Genomic DNA, 19,434 nt, shown 5'->3' on the forward strand with positions numbered 1-19,434 from the left:
AGACCTCTATTCTAGCCCGGCTGACGAGACGCCAGCGTCGGAGTGTGGGCTTGTGGGTGGATCGTCGGCAGGGCGAACCTCGGGTGCATTTCGGCGAGCTTTTTCGGCGCGCGCCTGACTTTCCCTCGTAAGTTGACGAATTTTTTTGGCCGTTTCGGTGCGTTGGGCAACAGCCCCGGGGGTCCAGGCTTCGACATCTTCATCGAGGTAGTCGGGTTTGACTTTCTTTCCCGGTCGCACCGGGAGGGTTGCTCCGGGGGCGAGGCTGCGCGCCCAGCAAAGAAACGCAGTGTGGCCAATCATTCGGTGCTCTGGTCGCACCGCAAGGCCCTCCACATGCCAGGGGCGTTGAAGGGTTTCTGCTGCTTCTGGTTCGGTCGTTCGCCCGGTATCGCGCAACGCTTCCATCACTCTGGAGAGTTGGGTGACCGTGGCGACGTAGCAGACGATCACTCCCCCGGGTACAAGCGTGCGCAGGCTTTGTTCGAGGCATTCCCATGGCGCCAACATGTCAAGAATGATTCGATCGATTGAGTGATCGGGTTGATCGGCGAGGACGTCGTTGAGATCACCCAGCCGGATATCCCAGGTGGCAGGAGGTGAGCCGCGGTAATACGTTTCCACGTTGCCTCTGGCGATGTCGGCAAAATCTTCGCGCCGATCCACTGAAATCAGTGTTCCCTTGGGTCCCAACACACGGTGTAGCCAGAGGCTAAGCGCCCCGGAGCCCAAACCTGCTTCTAGAACAGTCTGGCCGGGGTGAATATCGGCACGTTGAAGGATTTGGGTCGCGTCTTTGGGGTAAATAATGGCTGCCCCGCGGGGCATTGACAGTACGTAGTCTTCCAAGAGGGGTCGCATCACCAAATATTCGACACCCTGTTCTGTGGTGACCACGCTGCCCTCGGGAAGGCCAATGAGGGCGTCGTGTGCCACCGAGCCTTTGTGCGAGTGAAAACGCCCGCCGGATTCCAACACGAAAGTGTGGTGTCGACCTTTGGGGTCGGTGAGACGAACCGTGTCACCGGATGCGAGTAATGCCTCAGTGCTCACGCAGAGCCCTCACGGCGGTGCCACTCGTTGTCGATGTCGTCCAACGTTTTGTGTTCCATGGTTTCCCAACGGCTGTGCATGTAGGCGTCAGGAATATCGATGTGCAGGGGTATTCCGATGGTGAGCGCACCCGATGAGTAGGCGGCTGCCGCACCAAAAACGGAATCTTCAAACGCCACCGAATGATTGACGTCGACTCCGAGGGCTTCAGCCGCCGTTAAATACGCCTCCGGGTTTGGCTTGGGCTGTTCCACATCGTCACCTGCCACAACAAAGGCGAACGCTTCGCGGCCCAATTCTGCGCTCATTGCACGAGAAATGGTCAACGCGTTCTTGCGATAAGACATGGTGACTAGCGCCGTGGGCAGGCCATGATCCAACAGGTGGCCAATCATTTCCCGGGCACCGGGCCGCCAGGGGATGTGTTCCTCCAGCCGAGTGCGCACACTCGCGCTCAACCGGTCAATAATTTCGGCCTGGTCGAGATCCACTCCAGCGTGTTGGAGCGCTGTGGCACTGTCCCAGAGGCCACTGCCTACCAACGTGAGGCCTTGTTCGTGGGTCCAGTGTCCACCGAATGATTTCACCAACTCGATTTCGGCTTCAAGCCAGTAGGGCTCACTATCGATGAGGGTGCCGTCCATGTCAAAAAGGCCAGCATTTACGCGTCTCATCATGGTCACCAAGCCTACTGGCCCTCCCCCACTCCTGGTGGTGGCCGTGTGATTGAACAATCAGCGACGCCTGTCGTTTCGGGGGTAGGTTGGGGGGGTATGACTGAGCGACCCATTTTCGAACCTCCCCACACACTCTTGGTCGCGACCGAGGGCTGGAGTGATGCGGGTGAAGCCGCCACTTCCGCACTGCGCATGGTGGTCGAACACTTCGGCTTGGTGCCCTACGAGGTCATTAGCGACGAAGCCTATTTTGACTACCAGGTCACGAGGCCGTTTGTGCAGATTGAATCTGACGGTTCACGGGTGATCTCATGGCCAGACATCACGCTGTTCGGGCCTGACCGTCACGAAGGTGACGGTGAAGGGCCTTTTGTGATCCTCGGTGCCGAGCCGTCTCGAATGTGGCGACAACTGGCCGACCAGATGGTCCTCCAAGCCCTCTCTCAGGATGTTGACCAAATGGTGCTGTGTGGTGCGATGCTGGCCGACGTGCCCCATTCCCGCCCCGTGCGCATGCTCTCTTCCAGTGAGGATCAGGAAATTCGTGAAGCCTTGGATGTGGAGCGATCCAGCTACGAGGGTCCGGTGGGAATTTTGAGCGTGTTGGGCTTGCAGGCCCAAGAGTCCGGTATTGCGGTGATGAACCTGTGGGCGCAAGTTCCCCACTATGTGCACACTTCTCCGTCACCCAAAGCAACACTCGCGATTTTGGATCGCCTGCACGAACTCACCGGAATCGACATCCCTCGCGGTTCATTGCTGGAGCAGGCGGAAGTCTGGGAAGAAAACATCGACTCTTTAGCCGCTGAGGACGACGACATGCTCGCCTACATCCACCAGTTGGAAAAGCAGCGCGACACGGTCGAATCGCCCGAGGCAAGTGGTGACGCGATTGCCAAAGAATTTGAGCGCTACCTCAATAAGCGTCCTGACTGGCCAGGTGGCGTCGCCGGAGGCGAAGGCTAAATTCCTGCGGCGATTTAGCCTTCGATTACCCCTGTTCCCAGCAGGATCAGCAGCCCGGTTCCCAATGCCACCCGGTAGATCACAAAGGGAAGAAAGCTGTGTGTGGTCAGGTAGCGCATCAGCCACGCAATCACCACAAATCCGACAACTCCTGCAGTGAGTGTGGCCACAAATGTCGCCAGCAGGTCGATGGGGCCGGCAGCTACCGGGTCAAATAACGCGGTGCGCAGTTCGTAAAATCCACTACCAAACACTGCCGGTATCGCCAATAAGAAGGCGTAACGTGTGGCGTCTACTCGGGTGTAACCGAGCGCTCGCCCCATGGAAATGGTGGCTCCTGAGCGGGACACACCGGGAATGAGGGCGAGAGTTTGGGCGAGGCCGTAGGCGATGCCGTGGCCGGTAGTCAAGTGTTCGAGAGTTCTCGTTCGACGCCCGAAGTAGTCCGCTGCCCACAAGACCAGTCCGAACAGGATCAGGACGGTGGCGACAAGCCACAGCGAGCGAAATACGTCTCGGATGGCCGATTGTGCGGTGTAACCGACGATGACAATGGGGATTGTTCCCACGATGATCAGCCAACCCATGCGCACGGCCTGGCGCCCTTCGGGGTCCATGGCGGCGAGGGTTGTCTTGGGTCGCCAGAGGTGTCGAAACCAGGCGCCAAGAATGTGTCGAATGTCGCGCCAAAAATAGATCAGCACCGCAATTTCGGTACCGATTTGCGTGATGGCGGTAAAGGTGGCTCCTGGATCACTGGCGCCCGGAAGAAACTCGCCGGCGATGCGTAGGTGCGCGCTGGAAGAAATGGGGAGAAATTCGGTGAGACCTTGGAGGATACCCAAAATGATGGCTTCGAAAATGGTCACCGGGTTGCCCTCCATTGATTGACCCCTCCACGCTACTGCGTGCGACAAGCCCGACCGATGATCTTGACCCCGGTTTGCCCGGCGGGTTTAGTGGTAGTGTCTTCTCGGTCATCGGATTCGGTGTGCTTTGCGCGGGTGGCGGAATTGGCAGACGCGCTAGCTTGAGGTGCTAGTGCCCGACTAAGGGCGTGGGGGTTCAAGTCCCCCCTCGCGCACCAGAATTCATGGGGTCTCACACACAGTGTGGGACCCCTGACTGTTTCTGGGGATAACTCCACGCAGCGCCCTGTCAGTGGACATTGACATAATCGAACAAATGTTCGAACATGGCTCTGTGTCTCCCCTCACTCTGCATCCCACCGCGCGTATTCGTCGCGAGCAGGTTGAGGCTTTGCGCCAACACATTCGACACATGGAATCACCCCCAGTAGACCAACCCGTGTTTCCCAGTGCAGTGGGTGTCGACAAGCTGTTTCCTGACGGTGGCCTGCGCCGCGGTGTGGTCTATGAAATTTCCGAAGGACGCTCACTGTTGTGGAGCCTTTTGGCAGGCCCCAGTCAGGCAGGGCATTGGATTGCCCTTGTGGGCATGGCCCATTTAGGCCTTCAGGCTGCTGCCGATGCGGGAGTCAACCTCGAACGGCTCGTTCTGGTTCCACAGCCTGGCAGCAGCGGTTTCTCTGTCATGAGCACCCTGGCCGATGCACTGCCTCTCGTGGTGCTAAGCCCCTCAGGCGCGCTCCCTCCACAGAGCCAGCGTGATCGGTTTCAGGCAAGGCTTAGAGAGCGTGGAGCCACGCTTCTCATTCGCGCCACCTGGCCGGGTAGCGAAGGGCGAATCTCCGTCACACAGCGCAGCTGGGAAGGCTTAGGGCACGGTTTTGGTCTACTTTCCCAACAGCACATCACACTCAGCCACCAACACCGCCGAGAAACCAGGCCGCGCTACATCGACTTGTGTATCTCCAGCCGCGGCATCGAGAGTCAACACCGCGCCACAATCCGACAGATTGGCACAGGTGTAGAGCCTCACCGCAGTAGCGCTGCGCAGCACGAGCCTCTGCTGGATCACGCGGTGAGTGTGGTGGAGAAAGCTGCGGGGTAGCCACGTGAGGTCTTCACGCGTCATGGTGCTCTGTGTCCCCGATTGGCCGATTGTGGCCGCCCGAGCCGATGAGAGTCTGCACCTTGCTGACAATCAACCCGTCGCCATTAGCGCACGCGGGGTCATCGCTCACTGTTCGCCAGAGGCACGAGCACAGGGGGTGTCGGTAGGGCAGCGCGTAAGAGACGCCCAAGTCAGCTGCCCCCAACTGGCTGTGCTGGCATCACAACCGGGCAGAGATTGGCGGTTATGGAATCAGGTGCTCTCTGGGCTTCACGACACAGTTGCCCAAGTGTCCGTCATCGAACCCGGACTGATCGTCATGAAATCTTCTGGCCTGGCTCGCTACTACGGGTCAGAACATCACGCAGGGACACAACTGCTTGACGCGGTGGAAGCCGAGGCAGGTCGAGTTTCTGCTCGAGTAGCCGTCGCTGACACTCTCTTTGCCGCCACTGTGGCCACGCGCTACGCCACCACCGACAGCACGCCAGTGTGTGTCATTGACCCGGGAGGTGACGCCGATTTCCTTGGCCCACTGCCCCTGTCAACCCTTGAAAACCCTCGACTTGCGGCCACGCTCACAAAACTGGGCCTCACCCAATTAGCGGACTTTGCCGCGCTAGATCCTCTTCACGTGCAGGACCGTTTTGGGCTGGAGGCAACACTCCTGCACTCCTGCGCCCGAGGAGTTGACCCCCGAACGACGTCCCCGAGTGACATTCCTGCCAGCACTGATCGCACCTGGAAAGGCGATACTCCACTGGCACGCTCCGACGCGTTAAGTTTTGCACTGCGTGGCACCGTGGAAGATTTTTTGCGCGCACTAGTGGCCTCGCACGTGGTGTGCACCAGCGTGTCCATCAGCCTGGTGGATGACCGTGGTGTCACTCACTCCCAGGTGTGGTCTCATCCGCGGTTTTTTGATGCGGCCGATGTGGTTAATCGTGTGCGCTGGCAGTGGGAATCTATTGCCCGAGAAAGTGCCGAGGAATACCAGGAAGGCGGCATTCAGGAAGTCACTTTTCAGGCCCTCTCGCCAGAGCGTCTCTTTGGCCACGAACCGGGGTTATGGGGTGGTGGCGACGCTGACGCCCGCATTGAACACGCAATTGCTCACGTGCAATCCCGGCTGGGGCATCAGTCGGTTGGTCACGGTGTCCTACGCCCTGGGCACAGTTTTGACGAACGCGAACAGATCATTCCCTGGGGCATAGCGGACTCCTTTGATGAATACGCCACTTCGAGTCAACAGGAGCGCACAGAAGCCTTTGTGGCAGAACTTCCTAAACCACTACCGGCCACCGTGTTTCAGCCCCCACAGCCCGTGTTGTTACACGACCAGTGGGGTCAGCCACTGAGTCTTGACGCTGAGGGTTCGGCGCTCGGTGGCCTTCCCAGCCAGATGCTCTCGGGCACTAACACGCGTGACGTTGTGGCCTGGGCTGGCCCCTGGCCCGTGCTGGAGCGCTGGTGGGATCCTGCACACTCGCGCTGTCGTTACCGACTCCAACTGCTCGATCAGCAGGGTGTGGGCTGGCTTGTCAGCCAAGACCAGACAGGCGGCCACTGGCAGATTGAGGCGAGGTATGACTGATGCAGTGGCATAACCCTCCCCTGCCGTGGTCGGAATATGAACAGTTACTGCGTGAAGCGACTCGTCCCGGAAGTTCCCCACCATTGGGTGCGGGACCTGGCGATTCACCGGCATGGTCACACCACAGGGCCCCCTATCAGCCCCCCGAACAAGAAAGTCCACCCGATGAAGACTGGGTGGACTATGCCGAGCTGCACGTTCACAGCAGTTTCAGTTTTCTCGACGGGGTGTCCTCCCCCGAAAGCCTCGTTGCTGAAGCAGCCCGATTACGCCTGTCCGCTGTGGGCATTACTGACCACGATGGCCTCTACGGCATTGTGCGATTTGCCGAAGCGGCACAGGCACACCAGATACCCACAGTGTTTGGTGCCGAGCTTTCTCTTGCGCCGCGCACACAGCGCACCGAGTGGGCCGACCCACCAGGGCCTCACTTTTTAGTGCTCGCCCGCGGCCCTGAGGGCTACCACCGGCTGGCTTCTGCGTTGACCGACTCACATTTATCTTCCGGGGAAAAAGGCGAAGCAGACTATGACCTCGATCAACTCGCCGAACAAGCAGCAGACGATTGGGTCATTCTTACCGGCTGTCGAAAAGGCCTCGTTCGTGGGCCGCTGCAGGGCTCTGGCAGCCCATCTACCGGCCAGGTTGACGCTGCTGCGGGAGCATTAGACGAACTGGTAGCGCGGTTTGGTTCAGATTCTGTTGTTGTGGAGTTATTTGATTTTCAACAACCCCTCGATTCGCTGCACAACGACATCCTCTACGACCTCGCGAGGGACCGCGGGTTACGCACTATCGCCAGTGGGGTGGTGCACTACGCCACCATTCGCGAACACCGCCTCGCCCAAGCGATGGCCGCAGTGCGCTCCAGGCGCTCTCTCGATCAAATGCGCGCCCACCTGCCCCCAGCACCCACAAGTTTTCTGCGCTCCGGGGCACAACAACTGGAGCGTTTTAGGCGTTATCCGGGTGTTGTGCACGCCGCAGGTCAATTAGGTAGGGAACTGGCTTTTTCACTCAAAAAAGTGGCCCCCCAACTGCCCCTCTCGATGGTCCCTGATGGGCACAGCTCGGATAGTTACCTTCGCCAACTCATCACGGAGGCCATCCCCAGGCGCTACCCGGATGCGGATGCTGCGGTGATGGCTCGAGTGGAGCGAGAACTCGACGTCATTGAGTCCAAAGGTTTCGCCGGTTACTTTCTCATCGTCCACGACATTGTTCAATGGGCCAGGGCGCGAGGAATTCTCTGCCAGGGGCGCGGCTCGGCGGCCAATTCGGCGGTGTGTTACCTGTTAGATATCACCGCAGTGGATGCCATCCACTACCGACTGCCCTTCGAGCGTTTTCTCTCCACCCTGCGCGACGAAGAGCCCGATATTGACGTGGACTTTGAATCACACCGCCGCGAAGAAGTCATCCAATACGTCTACCAGCGCTACGGTCGCCACAACGCGGCGCTCGTCGCCACAGTGATCGAATATCGAGCAAAGGGTGCCGTGCGCGACATGGCTCGGGCGCTGGGCTACAGCCCCGGCCAACAAGACGCTTTTGCCAAAGACATCGAACGCCGTGGGGCACTGAGCGAATCAGATAGTTCACGACTACCCGAACCGGTCGTGCAGTTAGCCAAAGAAGCACTCACGCTCCCTCGTCACTTGGGAATCCATCCGGGTGGCATGGTGCTCACCGATCGTCCCATCGGTGAAGTTGTCCCCATTGAGCACGCCCGGATGGATAAGCGCACCGTGCTGCAGTGGGATAAAGATGACTGTGAATGGATGGGGTTGGTCAAATTTGACCTCCTGGGACTAGGAATTTTGGAAGCCATCCAACACACCCTCACCCTCGCTCGAGACGTGGTGGGTGAAGAGTGGGAGCTTGCCACACTGCCCCGGGATGAACCCGGGGTCTACGACATGCTGTGTCGGGCCGATTCGATTGGAATATTCCAAGTCGAATCCCGCGCGCAAATGTCGCTACTTCCAAGGCTTCAACCGAGGCGGTTTTATGACCTGGCTATTCAGATTGCCATGATTCGACCGGGTCCCATCCAAGGTGGCGCCGTACACCCTTTTGTGCGCCGAAAAGCGGGGTTAGAGGACGTCAGTTACCTCCACCCCAAACTGGAAGGACCACTAGAGCGCACCCTGGGTGTGCCCGTCTTTCAAGAACAAATCATGCAAATGGCGATGGCGATTGGTGGGTGCACCGCGGAAGACGCCGATGTGTTGCGCCGGGCCATGGGGTCAAAGCGTGGTTTGGAAAAAATTGAATCGGTGCGCGAAACACTTTTTGCCGGAATGGCCGATAACGGTATTTCGGCAGAAAACGCTGAACGCATTTATCGCATGATTCAGGCATTCGCCGGGTTTGGTTTTGCCGAAAGCCACTCGTTGAGCTTTGCCCTCCTGGTGTATTCCAGTTCGTGGTTAAAACTCCACTATCCCGCCTGCTACCTCACCGGAATGTTGAGGGCTTGGCCGATGGGGTTCTACTCCCCCGCCACACTGGTCTCAGACGCTGAGCGACACGGCGTTGAGGTGCGACGACCCTGCGTGCAACGCTCAGCGGCAACCGCCGAACTCGAAGCACTCACCCCCGAATCTCCCACAGCACCCACCGGCTTAGATCGCTGCCTCATTTTTGACCAAGAACCCCCCGGTGAGTTCGACCCACACGCTGTGGATGACAGTGCAGACCATCGCCGAGATGGGCACTGGGCGGTGCGCAGCGGACTGGCCACCATCGACGGCATCGGTCACGAGACGGCAGAAGCCATTGTGCTCGAGCGCGAGAAAAGTGGCCCTTTTGGGGATATTTATGACCTCTCTCGCCGAGTGGGGCTTCGCGAAAAACAGCTTGAAGCCCTCTCCGAGGCGGGAGCACTGGACGACTTAGGGGTTAACCGCCGAGAAGCACTGTGGCTTTCCGGATCAGCTTCTACCGCAAAGCCAGAATATTTAGAGGGCACCCACCATCAGATAGACACACCACTTTTCGCGCCGATGAGTGACATGGAGTTGATGAATGCCGACCGGCATTCCACCGGTATTTCTCCGGGCGATCACCCCCTTGCTCACCTGCGTGGGTGGTTGCGCGATCAGGGTGTGTCTTCCAGCGTGGATTTACGCACCCACGACACCACTCGCCGGGTGTGGCTGGCGGGTCTAGTCACCCACCGCCAGCGTCCCTCCACTGCTGGTGGGGTGACGTTTTTAAACCTTGAAGACGAGTGGGGGCTTGTTAACGTGGTGTGTTCACCGGGACTGTGGAAGCGTTATCGGCTCATCCTTCGACACAGTGGTGGCCTCATTGTGCGCGGCAGCCTGCAGCGGAGCGGCGAAGGGGTGATCTCTGTGGTGGCCGATGGGGTGTCCCAACTCGCAGTGGGCAGTGCTGTGCGGGCTAGAAACTTCCAGTGAAAGGCCTTTCACACCACAGCACCCCTGCTTTTCCTCTTTTAGGGACGCGTTGTGGTGCGTCGAAGGGCGTGTAACGCGACCGCACCCGCCGCTGCCACGTTCAGCGAATCCACCCCGTGAGACATGGGAATACGGGCCACTACGTCGCAATCAGCAAGAGCTTCAGGGCTGAGCCCCGGCCCTTCACTGCCCAACACCAGCGCCACCTTCTTCGGGGCCTTGGGCGCGTACTCGTCGAAATCGACAGCATCCTCCCCCAGGCCAAGCCCCACGACGTCAAAACCGCCATCGCGACATGCGCCGATGATGTCGCCCCAATCGGCTCTCGTCCAGGGAACTTGAAGGACAGTTCCCATACTCACCCGCACGCTTCTTCGGTAGAGGGGGTCGGCGCAACGCTCGCTCACAATCACCGCGTCTGCACCCATTGCCGCTACCGAGCGAAACAACGCCCCCACATTGGTGTGATCGACAATGTCTTCCAAAATCACGATCCGCTGTGCGGTAGCGAGTAGCTCGTCCGGTGTTGGCGTTGCGGGTCGGTTCATGCTCGCCAGGGTGCCCCGGTGAACATGAAAACCGGTGAGCGACTCTAACCATTCATCTGATGCCCTCAACACCGGCAAGTCCTCGGGTGCGCCGTGTTGTTGCAGCAACGCTGTGAGCTGGGGTAGCCATTTATCGCTGGTCAGCACCGACCGGGGTTGGTGGCCTGCATCGAGGGCCCTGCCCAGGATGGTCAAGGACTCAGCAATGTAGAGCCCCCTACGAGGCTCTTGAAGTCGCCTCAGAGCCGAATCGGTCAGATCCCGGTAATCAGCGACCAGTTGCGGATCAGCTTCTGGCGCATCAACTAACAACACCGGCCACACTCCTCTCAGCGGGGCGAAACATGTTTGTAAGATTCGCACCGTACCCTCAAGCCTAGGAACTTTTGGTTAGCTCGGAACGTTGAAGGAGAGTGGATGTCACTATTGGCTCCGCTATCGAGCGTAGTTCCTCCCACCGGGCACACCATTGAGTACGCAGCGGAGGTCATTCGCGGGCGTCCACTGTGCATACTCACGGGGGCGGGAATCAGCACAGATTCAGGCATCCCTGACTATCGCGGGGAGGGTGCACCGAAAAACCACCCCATGACATTCAACGAATTCATGGGCTCAGAGGCCCGCAGGCGTCGCTACTGGATGGGAGCCCACCTCGGGTGGATGAGGTTTCATCATGCGCGGCCCAACGAGGGACATCTTGCCATCGCTGATTTAGAAGAGCGCGGAATGGCCACCGGTGTAGTCACGCAGAACGTTGACGGGCTTCACCATGACGCAGGATCCAAAAGAGTGGTCGATCTGCACGGCCGGCTGGACCGGGTTCGTTGTATGGACTGTGGGCAGTCTTACGCCCGCAGTGCCATTGAGACACAAATTTCCCAGGACAACCCCGGCTTCATTGACGCGGTTGATGAAAACTTAATCCGCCCGGATGGCGATGTGGAAGTGCCCGAAGGAATCGACTTCGTAGTCCCGCGTTGCGATTTGTGCAAAGGAGTCCTCAAGCCTGAGGTCGTATTTTTCGGCGAGTTCGTTCCCGGTTCCGTTTTTCGCCACGCCCAAGCCCTGTTGGCCCAGTCGGGTGCGCTCGTCGTGGCGGGTTCTTCCCTCGTGGTGAACACCGGAATGCGGTTAGTGAGCCAAGCCAAGAAACGCCGATTGCCCATTGTGGTGATCAATCGGGGTCCTACACGCGCTGACCAGGTTGCGACCGTTAGGATTGAGGGCGGAACCTCAGAGTCGCTAAGTGCCCTTCGTCAGGCCGTGGGCGACTCGATTGCGTAGTCAGACTTCACGTCTGCTCACAGCCTAGGAGTGTGATGAGCCGTTTTTTCATGGTGCGCCACGGTGAAACCGAGTGGAACCGTATTCACCGCATCCAAGGCTCGAGCGACATTCCGCTAAACGACACCGGTCGCGCCCAAGCGCTCAAAGTGGGCGGTGTGCTCTCTCGTCACCGCTTTGACCTCATTGTCGCCAGCCCTCTTTCACGGGCCATGGAAACGGCAACGATTATTGCCCGACGCTTGCAGATGCCCATGCCGCTTCCTTTGCCGGCTTTGGTCGAGCGCCATTACGGTGAAGCGGAAGGGGCGACCAGGGAGGATCTGGACGCCCGCTTCCCCGGTGACGCACCCGTTCCGGGCCGAGAAGAGCGAGAAGACGTTCAAAAGCGCGTCACCCGGGCACTGGGCGATCTTGCGATTCGCCACCCTCACGCCGACATCATTGTGGTGACCCATGGTGGTGTGATCAGGAGTGTTGTTGATTACGCGGCACCTGGCGAGTACAAAGAACCGATCAGGAATTGTTCGGTTCACAGCTTCGCCCACTCGACCCAGGGCGTCAGTCTGATTCAGTTTGATGATCCGATGGAGGTCGTCGCCAGGACGCTTGCCTCAGAAGACTTTGTGGAGCAAAACCCGAGCGAAGCGAGGGAGCGCGCAAGCTAATGGCCAAGCCGAGTGGCTTGGAGCGTTTTCAGGCTGCCACCGCAGATCTCGATCTTGTGGTGTCGCACATGGATCAATCCACCCATACGGCGGCCGAGGCAGCTGCTGCGGTAGGTGCACCAGTCGAGGCCATCGTGAAATCTTTGCTGTTCATGGCCCAAGATGAGCCACTGCTCGTGCTGGCCTCTGGGCCAAACCGGGTGAACGCTGAGGCTCTTGGAGCCCGGCTGGGATGTGTTGTGGCTCAAGCCGACGCACGCGCTGTCAAAGCTCATACCGGTTGGTCGATTGGAGGCGTTCCTCCTTTTGGTCACCCCACACCCCTTCGCACCGTCATGGACGAAGATTTCTTCCGACTAGAGACCGTGTGGGCCGCTGCGGGGTCTGCCCAATCGGTCTTTCCGATCACACCGGCACGCCTGCAGGAACTCACCGCGGCCGAGATTGTCAGTGTCGTCTAACCCTCTAGGCTTTTAGGGTCTTAGGGGAAAGCCCGCACCGCGAATAGTTCTGGAGGAATGGGTGAGTTTTACTGTGCCGTTTGGGCAACCGGGTCTTCAACACGACCCGCAGTGGTACCGCCGCGCCATTTTCTACGAAGTGATGGTGCGCTCGTTTGCGGACTCTGACGGCGACGGTGTGGGCGACTTCCAAGGCCTCATTTCAAAACTTGACTACCTCGAATGGCTGGGCGTGGATGCCCTTTGGTTGCCACCCTTTTACGCCTCCCCCCTGTTGGATGGCGGCTACGACGTGGCCGACTACCGCACAGTGTTACCCGAATACGGCACACTGGACGATTTTCGGGAGCTGGTGACCCAGGCTCATCAGCGCAATATGCGCATTGTGATTGACCTGGTGGTGAACCACACCTCAGACCAGCACGAATGGTTCCATAAGTCCCGGACTGAGCCTCATGGCCCCTACGGGGACTATTACGTGTGGTCAGACACTGATGAGCTGTGGCCCGATATCCGCATTATTTTCAGTGACACTGAAGAATCCAACTGGGCCTTTGATTCGGAGCGTCGCCAGTTTTACTTTCACCGGTTCTTTTCCCACCAGCCCGACCTGAACTACGGAAATCCTGCGGTCCAACAAGAGATTTTCGATGTGGCGCGCTACTGGCTGGATATGGGGGTGGATGGTTTCCGCCTGGACGCTGTGCCCTACCTCTACGAGTCGGATGAGGGTGTGGGCGAATCGGAGCCAGAAACCCACGAATTTATTCGCTCGCTGCGTGCACTCCTCGATGACGAATACCCGGGTAAGGTCCTCATCGCCGAAGCCAATCAGCAACCCCATGTGGTGGCTGAATATTTTGGAACAGCTGACGATCCGGAATGCCACATGGCTTTTGACTTCCCCGTCATGCCTCGGGTTTTTTACGCTCTTCGCTCCCAACAGGTGTCCTCTTTAGTTGAAGTCCTCTCGGAGGCGACAGAAATTCCTGACAGCGCTGCGTGGGGGGTGTTTCTTCGAAACCACGACGAGTTAAGCCTCGAAATGGTGACCGACGAAGAGCGCCAAGCCCTCTACGGCTGGTACGCCTACGACCCTCGGATGCGCATCAATGTCGGGATTCGTCGTCGACTGGCCACACTGCTCGATAACTCTCGCCACGAGTTGGAACTCGCCCACGCTCTATTGCTCTCGCTGCCGGGGGCACCGTTTTTGTATTACGGCGACGAGATTGCCATGGGAGACAACATTTGGTTACACGACCGAGATGCCTCCCGCACGCCCATGCAGTGGACTCCAGACCGAAATGCCGGTTTTTCGACCGCTGATCCGGGCAAACTCTGCCTGCCGGTAATCCAATCTTTGGGATACCACTACAGCTCGGTCAATGTCGAAACCGCGCTTGCTCAGTCGCGCTCGTTCTTGCACTTTGTGCGCCAAATTATTCACGTCCGGCGCGCCCACCCGGTGTTGGGGATAGGGGCTCTAGAGATGGCCTCCACGCCTAACGAGTCGGTGTTGGCGTTTGTACGCACCATGTCAGAAGACCAATGCCAACCTGGGGAGCGCCCACAGGTGATGTTGTGCGTGTTTTCGTTTGCGCACCACCCCACGACGACAACGATTACTTTGGACCCGCGTCACGCGGGTGCCAGACTGCGGGACGTTTTTGGTGGAAACACTTTCCCCGGAGTCGGTGAGAACGCTCAGGTCACACTCACCCTCGGTAGTCAAGGTTTCTACTGGCTCCAAGTCGAATAACTCTCCTTACGGGAACACAGAGTGGTTAGTCTGGTCTGATGTCGCACTGGTCAGATCATCTCGCGGTGTTTGATACCGAAACCACCGGCCTGTCCACCCGGGACGATCGCATCGTCACGGCGTTCATCGGGCTGATGGGACCAGATGGGGCCCTGCAGGAATCTCACAGCTGGTTGGCTGATCCAGGAATAGTGATTCCCCCTGCGGCCACGGCCGTTCACGGTGTGTCGACCCAACGGGCCCAAGAAGAGGGCCGCCCCGCTGCTGAGGTGGTGGCCGAAGTCGTCGCGCAGTTGCGCGAGCTGACGGCCCACGGCATTCCCCTGGTTGTCTATAACGCCAGTTATGACCTGTCCCTGTGCTACCGGGAGGCTCTTCGTTATGGAGTGGAGCCTGTGGGAGACCCCAAACCGGTGATTGATCCGTTGGTGATCGATCGTGCCCTGGACCCTTATCGCAAAGGAAAGCGAACTCTAGACGCTGTGGCGGCCCATTACGGAGTGGCCAATCCTGCCGCCCACAATGCCGAGGGTGATGCTCTCACCACCGGCTTAGTGACAAAAGGCTTGGTTTCTCGGTTCCCGGACCAACTCTCCGACGTGCTGGCTCTACACGACCAACAAATTGATTGGGCGTATTCGTGGGCGGAGAACTTTAGGCGCTACTTGGAGAACCAGGGCAGGCCTGCGCGTGGTTTAAGTGGGGCCTGGCCGCTGGACAACGGACTCCACTAGGGCGCGGGAGCCCAGGGCACAAGAATGATGCGGGCCTAACTCCAGGCCCGAGGGAGAGAACTCGCTACGCGCCGAATCCTTTGAAGCGCTGGTTGAACTTCTCGACGCGTCCGGCTGAGTCGAGGATGCGCTGCTTTCCGGTGTAGAACGGGTGCGAGGCAGAGGAAATTTCGACGTCAATCACGGGATACGAGTTGCCGTCTTCCCACTCAACCGTCTTGTCACTGACCGCAGTGGAGCGGGTGAGGAAAGATTCTCCCGAAGTGAGGTCGCGAAAGACGACCGGGTGATACGCGGGGTGGATGTCAGCCTTCATTACAGATTCCTCACTCGTGGATACCAACCGCCTAGTCTACCAGCTCTTTGGGCTAGCTTTCGCACTAAATCGACCCTGATGGCGCTCGATAAGAAGTTCGCGATCGAAAAGTTCCGAAAGGTTTTGGCTAGTCAGGGTTTCTTCGAGCGGACCGTGGTCAAAGATTTCGCCATCCTTCAACAGTAGTGCGTGGGTGAACGCTGCAGGGATTTCTTCAACGTGGTGGGTGACCATCACCATTGCCGGTGCCTCTTCCCACGCAGCGAAACGATCGAGAAGTTCAATCACATCCTCACGGCCGCCCAAATCGAGGCTTCCGGCTGGCTCATCGAGCAACAATAGCTCCGGATCGGTCATCACTGAGCGGGCAATCTGGACGCGCTTTTTCTCACCGTCCGACAGTGTGCCCACGGTACGGGTTGCGAGGTGTTCAAGATTCCACTCCCCCAACACCCGGTGGGCCCTGCGGGTGTCGATGTCGTCGTAGTCCTCGTTCCAGCGGCCGGTGACGGCGTGAGCCGCGGTGAGCACGGCATCCAAAACCGATTCGTTTTGCGGTATGCGGGCTGCCATCGCACTTGAGGCAAAACCCACTCGGGGGCGCAGTTCAAACACGTCAGTGTGGCCAACCTGCTCTCCCAATACGGTCAGATCACCCGACGTGGGGTGCATCAGAGAGGCCAGCAAAGTCAAAAGCGTCGTTTTACCGGCCCCGTTTGGTCCCAACACAACCCAACGCTCTGAAGAGTCAATGTCCCAGTCGATGTCGGCCAACAGATTCTTGTGGTCGCGGACTACACCGAGGGCGCGCATGCTGGCAACAATGGTCATTACCCCAAGCGTAGTCGACGCGTTCCTGCCATCGCATGCCCGTCTGCTCTACGCTTAGGGTCATGGTTGCCCCGAAAGTTTTCGGAATTGTGCTCGCCGGTGGTGAGGGCAAAAGGCTCATGCCTTTAACGAAAGACCGCGCGAAGCCGTCAGTTCCGTTCGCTGGGCACTACCGCCTCATCGATTTCGCCATTTCTAACCTGATCAATTCGGGCCTGCGCCAGATTGTCTGTCTCACTCAGTACAAATCACATTCGCTCGATCGGCACATATCCCAAACCTGGCGACTCTCGGGAATGTTGAACGCCTATGTGGCCTCGGCGCCCGCACAGCAGCGTCTTGGCAAGCGCTGGTTTGCTGGCTCAGCCGACGCCATCTACCAAAGTTTGAATCTCATCAGGGATGAAAAACCGGACATTGTCGTGGTCGTAGGGGCAGACCACGTCTATCGGATGGATTTCCAGCAGATGATTGACGCCCACATGGCCTCCGGGGCGGGTGTGACCGTGGCGGGTATCCGACAACCCCGTGAACTGGCCCACCAGTTTGGGGTGATCCAGACACACCCTGACACCAAGGGAAAAATCGCGAGGTTTTTAGAAAAACCAGAGGATGCGCCTGGACTGGCGGACTCTCCTGAAGAGGTACTCGCGTCGATGGGTAACTATGTGTTTGACGCCAGCGTGCTGATGCAGGCTGTCATTGAAGATGCAGAGTCTGATGAGTCCGATCACGATATGGGTGGTGACGTCATTCCAGCGTTTGTGGAACGTGGAGAGGCGTACGTCTACGACATGTCGCGCAACGACGTTCCCGGTGCGACAGACCGGGATCGCACCTACTGGCGGGATGTCGGAACCATTGATTCTTTCTACGATTCCCACATTGATCTGATTGCCACGGACCCGGCTTTCAACTTGTTCAACGCGGACTGGCCGATATACACCCAACAGTGGAACCTTCCGCCGGCAAAATTCACTACGGACGCTTCTGGTCGAACAGGCGATATGACGGGGTCCCTGGTGTCACTGGGAACCCTCGTTGAGGGGGCAAAAGTTCGTGGAAGTGTGTTGGGCCAGTCCGTTCGTGTGCACCCCGGGGCGGATATTTCGGACTCAATTTTGTTTGAAAAAGTCACTGTCGGTGAGGACGCGAGGGTACATAGAGCAATCCTCGACAAAGGGGTGATTGTCGCACCAGGCGCAGACGTCGGCTTTGATGCCGAGCGTGACCGCGCCCGCGGCTTTACCGTGACAGCTTCGGGAATCACGGTCGTTGCCAAAGGTTTGGTGGTGGCGTGAGCGGCGCCCACACGCCACTACTGGTCGTATTGGATGTGGATTCCACACTCTCAAACGAAGAAGGAATCGACGAACTCGCCTGTGCTGCCGGTCCGGACGTTGCCGAACAGGTTGCGGCCATCACTCGGCGTGCGATGGCCGGTGAAATGGATTTTGCGACCAGTTTGGAACAGCGGATTGCTGTGCTTAAGGGGCTCCCCTCAAGCGTGATTGAGGACGCGAAAAGACGGGTCACCGCAACCGCCGGCGCCCGTGAACTAGTCGATGCCGTGCACCAAGCCGGCGGGATTGTGTGTGCAGTATCCGGTGGTTTTCATGAGCTGGTGGATGACTTGCTCAGTTCTCTCGGTGTTGACCATTGGAGGGCCAATCGCCTTGAGGTGTCTTCCGGTGTTCTCACGGGTTCGCTCCAGGGTGAACTCATTGACGCGCTGGCAAAGGCGCGCTGGCTTCAGCATTGGGCCCAACAATGGGGCGCCGCGCGCACGGTTGCCATTGGGGACGGCGCAAACGATTTAGACATGATGGCGGCGGCAGATGTCTCGATCGGCTTCGTACCGAAGTTACTCGTTCGCCAACACGCCACACACTGTATTGATACCCGGGATGTGTCACACGCGATTGAGCTGCTCGGCCTGGAGAGGGCGTAGCGACCTGCGAGGCTCACTCTCAAGGGTGGAGGGTCACCGAGGTCTAGTGCCCCATCCCCAGTCCACCATCGACAGGAATCACGGCGCCGGAAATGTAGGCGGCGTCATCGGAGGCTAACCACGTGACCACTTTGGCCACTTCGGAAGGCTCCGCAAAACGACCGGCGGGAATGGCCTGAAGGTAGCTTGCGCGCTGTTCATCGGACAGCTGATCGGTCATGTCTGTGTTGATAAAACCGGGGGCCACCACGTTGGCGGTGATTCCCCTACCGCCTAGTTCCCTTGTGAGGGAACGCGCGAAACCGACCAGGCCTGATTTGGCTGCGGCGTAATTGACCTGTCCGGGGGACCCGTAAAGACCGACAACGCTCGAGATGAGAATGACCCGGCCGAACCGGCCTTTCACCATTGACTTGATTGCTCGCTTGACGACCCTGAACACTCCGGTCAGGTTCGTGTTAATTACGGTCTCAAAATCCTCATCAGACATCCTCATCAACAGGGTGTCACGAGTGATTCCCGCGTTTGCTACGACCACTTCGATGGGCCCCAGTGCGTCTTCGACCTCGGCCAGGGCATTATCGAGGCTTTTCCCGTCCGTGACGTCAGCGCGGACAGTGAGAGTGCCTTCCGGGCCTTCTCCCGATCGGGCCGTCACAGCCACCCGGTGTCCCGCTTCCACACATTGTTGGGCGATGGCGTAGCCGATGCCTCGATTGCCTCCAGTGACCAAAACAGTCCGTGTCGATGTCATAGACATCAAGCATATGTGCAGGCAGAACGCCTAGCATTGTGAGCACTATGGCCCAGGTTAATGCCGTCACTTCGTTGCACGAGTCGCCCGACGACGAGCGACGCTCCCGCATGGTCAAATACTCGGCTGCCATGGGTGTGCGCCTGGTGTGTATTGGGTTGTGTTTTGTCACCCCGGGGGCGTGGATGTTGGTCCCAGCCGCGGGTGCCGTGTTGCTTCCCTACTTGGCTGTAGTGGCCGCCAACCAAGTCACCCAACGCGGCAATACCGCTCAGGCGTACGCGCCCTCCCAGATTGTTCGCTTCGACGCTTCTCCCCGCTAGTGCTTGGCGACCTCGGACCCGATTCGCTGCGCTGCTCCCGGCGTGAATGTGAGCAGTCCGCAGCCCATGAGATTGTCTGGCGCAATCCCAAGATCCACGCGGAGGATCGG

The 19,434-nt window shown here is 58.7% G+C and carries 19 protein-coding genes and 1 tRNA gene; 13 read left to right on the plus strand and 7 right to left on the minus strand.

The genetic code is table 11. The features are described from left to right. Window positions 1-6 precede the first annotated feature (6 nt). Both C3B54_RS05040 and C3B54_RS05045 read right to left on the minus strand, forming a co-directional pair. Window positions 7-1,053 (minus strand): tRNA (adenine-N1)-methyltransferase, encoded by a 1,047-nt coding sequence (locus C3B54_RS05040; RefSeq protein WP_104913527.1) that lies wholly within the window; start codon window positions 1,051-1,053, stop codon window positions 7-9. Next, window positions 1,050-1,730 carry an HAD family hydrolase gene (locus C3B54_RS05045; RefSeq protein ID WP_104914280.1) on the minus strand — a complete coding sequence of 227 codons (681 nt, stop codon included), beginning with the start codon at window positions 1,728-1,730 and terminating at the stop codon, window positions 1,050-1,052. The genes C3B54_RS05040 and C3B54_RS05045 overlap by 4 nt, the downstream gene beginning before the upstream one ends. Window positions 1,731-1,826: 96 nt before the next feature. Here C3B54_RS05045 and C3B54_RS05050 point away from each other — a divergent pair, with 96 nt between their 5' ends. Beyond that, window positions 1,827-2,696, plus strand: coding sequence for a proteasome assembly chaperone family protein (locus tag C3B54_RS05050; RefSeq protein WP_104913528.1), 870 nt, complete (start codon window positions 1,827-1,829; stop codon window positions 2,694-2,696). A gap of 14 nt (window positions 2,697-2,710) precedes the next feature. Here the strand turns inward: C3B54_RS05050 and C3B54_RS05055 are convergent, their stop codons facing one another. Beyond that, on the minus strand, window positions 2,711-3,565 hold the full coding sequence (locus C3B54_RS05055; RefSeq protein ID WP_104914281.1) for an undecaprenyl-diphosphate phosphatase: 855 nt from the start codon (window positions 3,563-3,565) through the stop codon (window positions 2,711-2,713). 129 nt (window positions 3,566-3,694) lie between these two features. On the opposite strand from C3B54_RS05055, the gene C3B54_RS05060 reads away from it, so the two are divergent. The 4 genes from C3B54_RS05060 to C3B54_RS05075 all read left to right on the plus strand — a co-directional run bounded on the left by C3B54_RS05060 (window position 3,695) and on the right by C3B54_RS05075 (window position 9,692). After that, window positions 3,695-3,783: transfer RNA gene (locus tag C3B54_RS05060), tRNA-Leu, on the plus strand. A gap of 74 nt (window positions 3,784-3,857) precedes the next feature. Further along, on the plus strand, window positions 3,858-4,670 hold the full coding sequence (locus C3B54_RS05065) for a hypothetical protein (RefSeq protein WP_104913529.1): 813 nt from the start codon (window positions 3,858-3,860) through the stop codon (window positions 4,668-4,670). 4 nt (window positions 4,671-4,674) lie between these two features. After that, a complete protein-coding gene (locus C3B54_RS05070) occupies window positions 4,675-6,267 on the plus strand; it encodes a DNA polymerase Y family protein (protein ID WP_158665549.1) in 1,593 nt (530 codons plus the stop codon). After that, window positions 6,267-9,692: an error-prone DNA polymerase gene (locus C3B54_RS05075; protein ID WP_104913531.1), complete on the plus strand. Its 3,426-nt coding sequence runs from the start codon at window positions 6,267-6,269 to the stop codon at window positions 9,690-9,692. The genes C3B54_RS05070 and C3B54_RS05075 overlap by 1 nt, the downstream gene beginning before the upstream one ends. A 38-nt stretch (window positions 9,693-9,730) precedes the next feature. Here C3B54_RS05075 and C3B54_RS05080 read toward each other — a convergent pair whose 3' ends face one another. Continuing rightward, window positions 9,731-10,555: a TrmH family RNA methyltransferase gene (locus C3B54_RS05080; protein WP_245867803.1), complete on the minus strand. Its 825-nt coding sequence runs from the start codon at window positions 10,553-10,555 to the stop codon at window positions 9,731-9,733. A 102-nt stretch (window positions 10,556-10,657) separates the two neighbouring features. Here C3B54_RS05080 and C3B54_RS05085 point away from each other — a divergent pair, with 102 nt between their 5' ends. From C3B54_RS05085 to C3B54_RS05105, 5 genes are all read left to right on the plus strand, one after another. After that, window positions 10,658-11,524 (plus strand): Sir2 family NAD-dependent protein deacetylase, encoded by an 867-nt coding sequence (locus C3B54_RS05085; protein WP_104913532.1) that lies wholly within the window; start codon window positions 10,658-10,660, stop codon window positions 11,522-11,524. 35 nt (window positions 11,525-11,559) lie between these two features. Beyond that, a complete protein-coding gene (locus C3B54_RS05090) occupies window positions 11,560-12,192 on the plus strand; it encodes a histidine phosphatase family protein (protein WP_104913533.1) in 633 nt (210 codons plus the stop codon). Then, entirely contained in the window at window positions 12,192-12,653 is a 462-nt protein-coding gene (locus C3B54_RS05095; RefSeq protein ID WP_104913534.1) for a YbaK/EbsC family protein, read from the plus strand. Before C3B54_RS05090 ends, C3B54_RS05095 begins: the two co-directional genes overlap by 1 nt. Before the next feature lie 61 nt (window positions 12,654-12,714). Further along, window positions 12,715-14,415: a maltose alpha-D-glucosyltransferase gene (gene treS, locus C3B54_RS05100; protein ID WP_104913535.1), complete on the plus strand. Its 1,701-nt coding sequence runs from the start codon at window positions 12,715-12,717 to the stop codon at window positions 14,413-14,415. A 38-nt stretch (window positions 14,416-14,453) separates the two neighbouring features. After that, window positions 14,454-15,149, plus strand: a complete 696-nt coding sequence (locus C3B54_RS05105; protein WP_104913536.1) for an exonuclease domain-containing protein — start codon at window positions 14,454-14,456, stop codon at window positions 15,147-15,149. 64 nt (window positions 15,150-15,213) lie between these two features. Here C3B54_RS05105 and C3B54_RS05110 read toward each other — a convergent pair whose 3' ends face one another. Together C3B54_RS05110 and C3B54_RS05115 are read right to left on the minus strand one after the other, a co-directional pair. After that, the gene (locus tag C3B54_RS05110; protein WP_104913537.1) at window positions 15,214-15,465 is read right to left on the minus strand and encodes a type B 50S ribosomal protein L31; all 252 of its coding nucleotides are present in this window, start codon (window positions 15,463-15,465) and stop codon (window positions 15,214-15,216) included. A 36-nt stretch (window positions 15,466-15,501) separates the two neighbouring features. After that, window positions 15,502-16,296 carry an ABC transporter ATP-binding protein gene (locus tag C3B54_RS05115; protein ID WP_104913538.1) on the minus strand — a complete coding sequence of 265 codons (795 nt, stop codon included), beginning with the start codon at window positions 16,294-16,296 and terminating at the stop codon, window positions 15,502-15,504. A gap of 62 nt (window positions 16,297-16,358) precedes the next feature. Between C3B54_RS05115 and glgC the strand changes: the two genes are divergently transcribed. Together glgC and serB are read left to right on the plus strand one after the other, a co-directional pair. After that, window positions 16,359-17,597, plus strand: a complete 1,239-nt coding sequence (gene glgC, locus C3B54_RS05120; RefSeq protein WP_104913539.1) for a glucose-1-phosphate adenylyltransferase — start codon at window positions 16,359-16,361, stop codon at window positions 17,595-17,597. Continuing rightward, window positions 17,594-18,247 (plus strand): phosphoserine phosphatase SerB, encoded by a 654-nt coding sequence (gene serB / locus C3B54_RS05125; RefSeq protein ID WP_104913540.1) that lies wholly within the window; start codon window positions 17,594-17,596, stop codon window positions 18,245-18,247. Before glgC ends, serB begins: the two co-directional genes overlap by 4 nt. A gap of 43 nt (window positions 18,248-18,290) precedes the next feature. On the opposite strand, the gene C3B54_RS05130 is transcribed toward serB, so the two are convergent. Beyond that, complete coding sequence (locus tag C3B54_RS05130) at window positions 18,291-19,001, minus strand: beta-ketoacyl-ACP reductase (RefSeq protein WP_104913541.1); 711 nt, start codon at window positions 18,999-19,001, stop codon at window positions 18,291-18,293. A gap of 47 nt (window positions 19,002-19,048) precedes the next feature. Here C3B54_RS05130 and C3B54_RS05135 point away from each other — a divergent pair, with 47 nt between their 5' ends. Continuing rightward, complete coding sequence (locus tag C3B54_RS05135) at window positions 19,049-19,324, plus strand: DUF3099 domain-containing protein (protein WP_104913542.1); 276 nt, start codon at window positions 19,049-19,051, stop codon at window positions 19,322-19,324. The last annotated feature ends 110 nt before the right edge of the window (window positions 19,325-19,434 follow it).

This window comes from Pontimonas salivibrio (assembly GCF_002950575.1).
Classification (GTDB): Bacteria; Actinomycetota; Actinomycetes; order Actinomycetales; family Microbacteriaceae; genus Pontimonas; species Pontimonas salivibrio.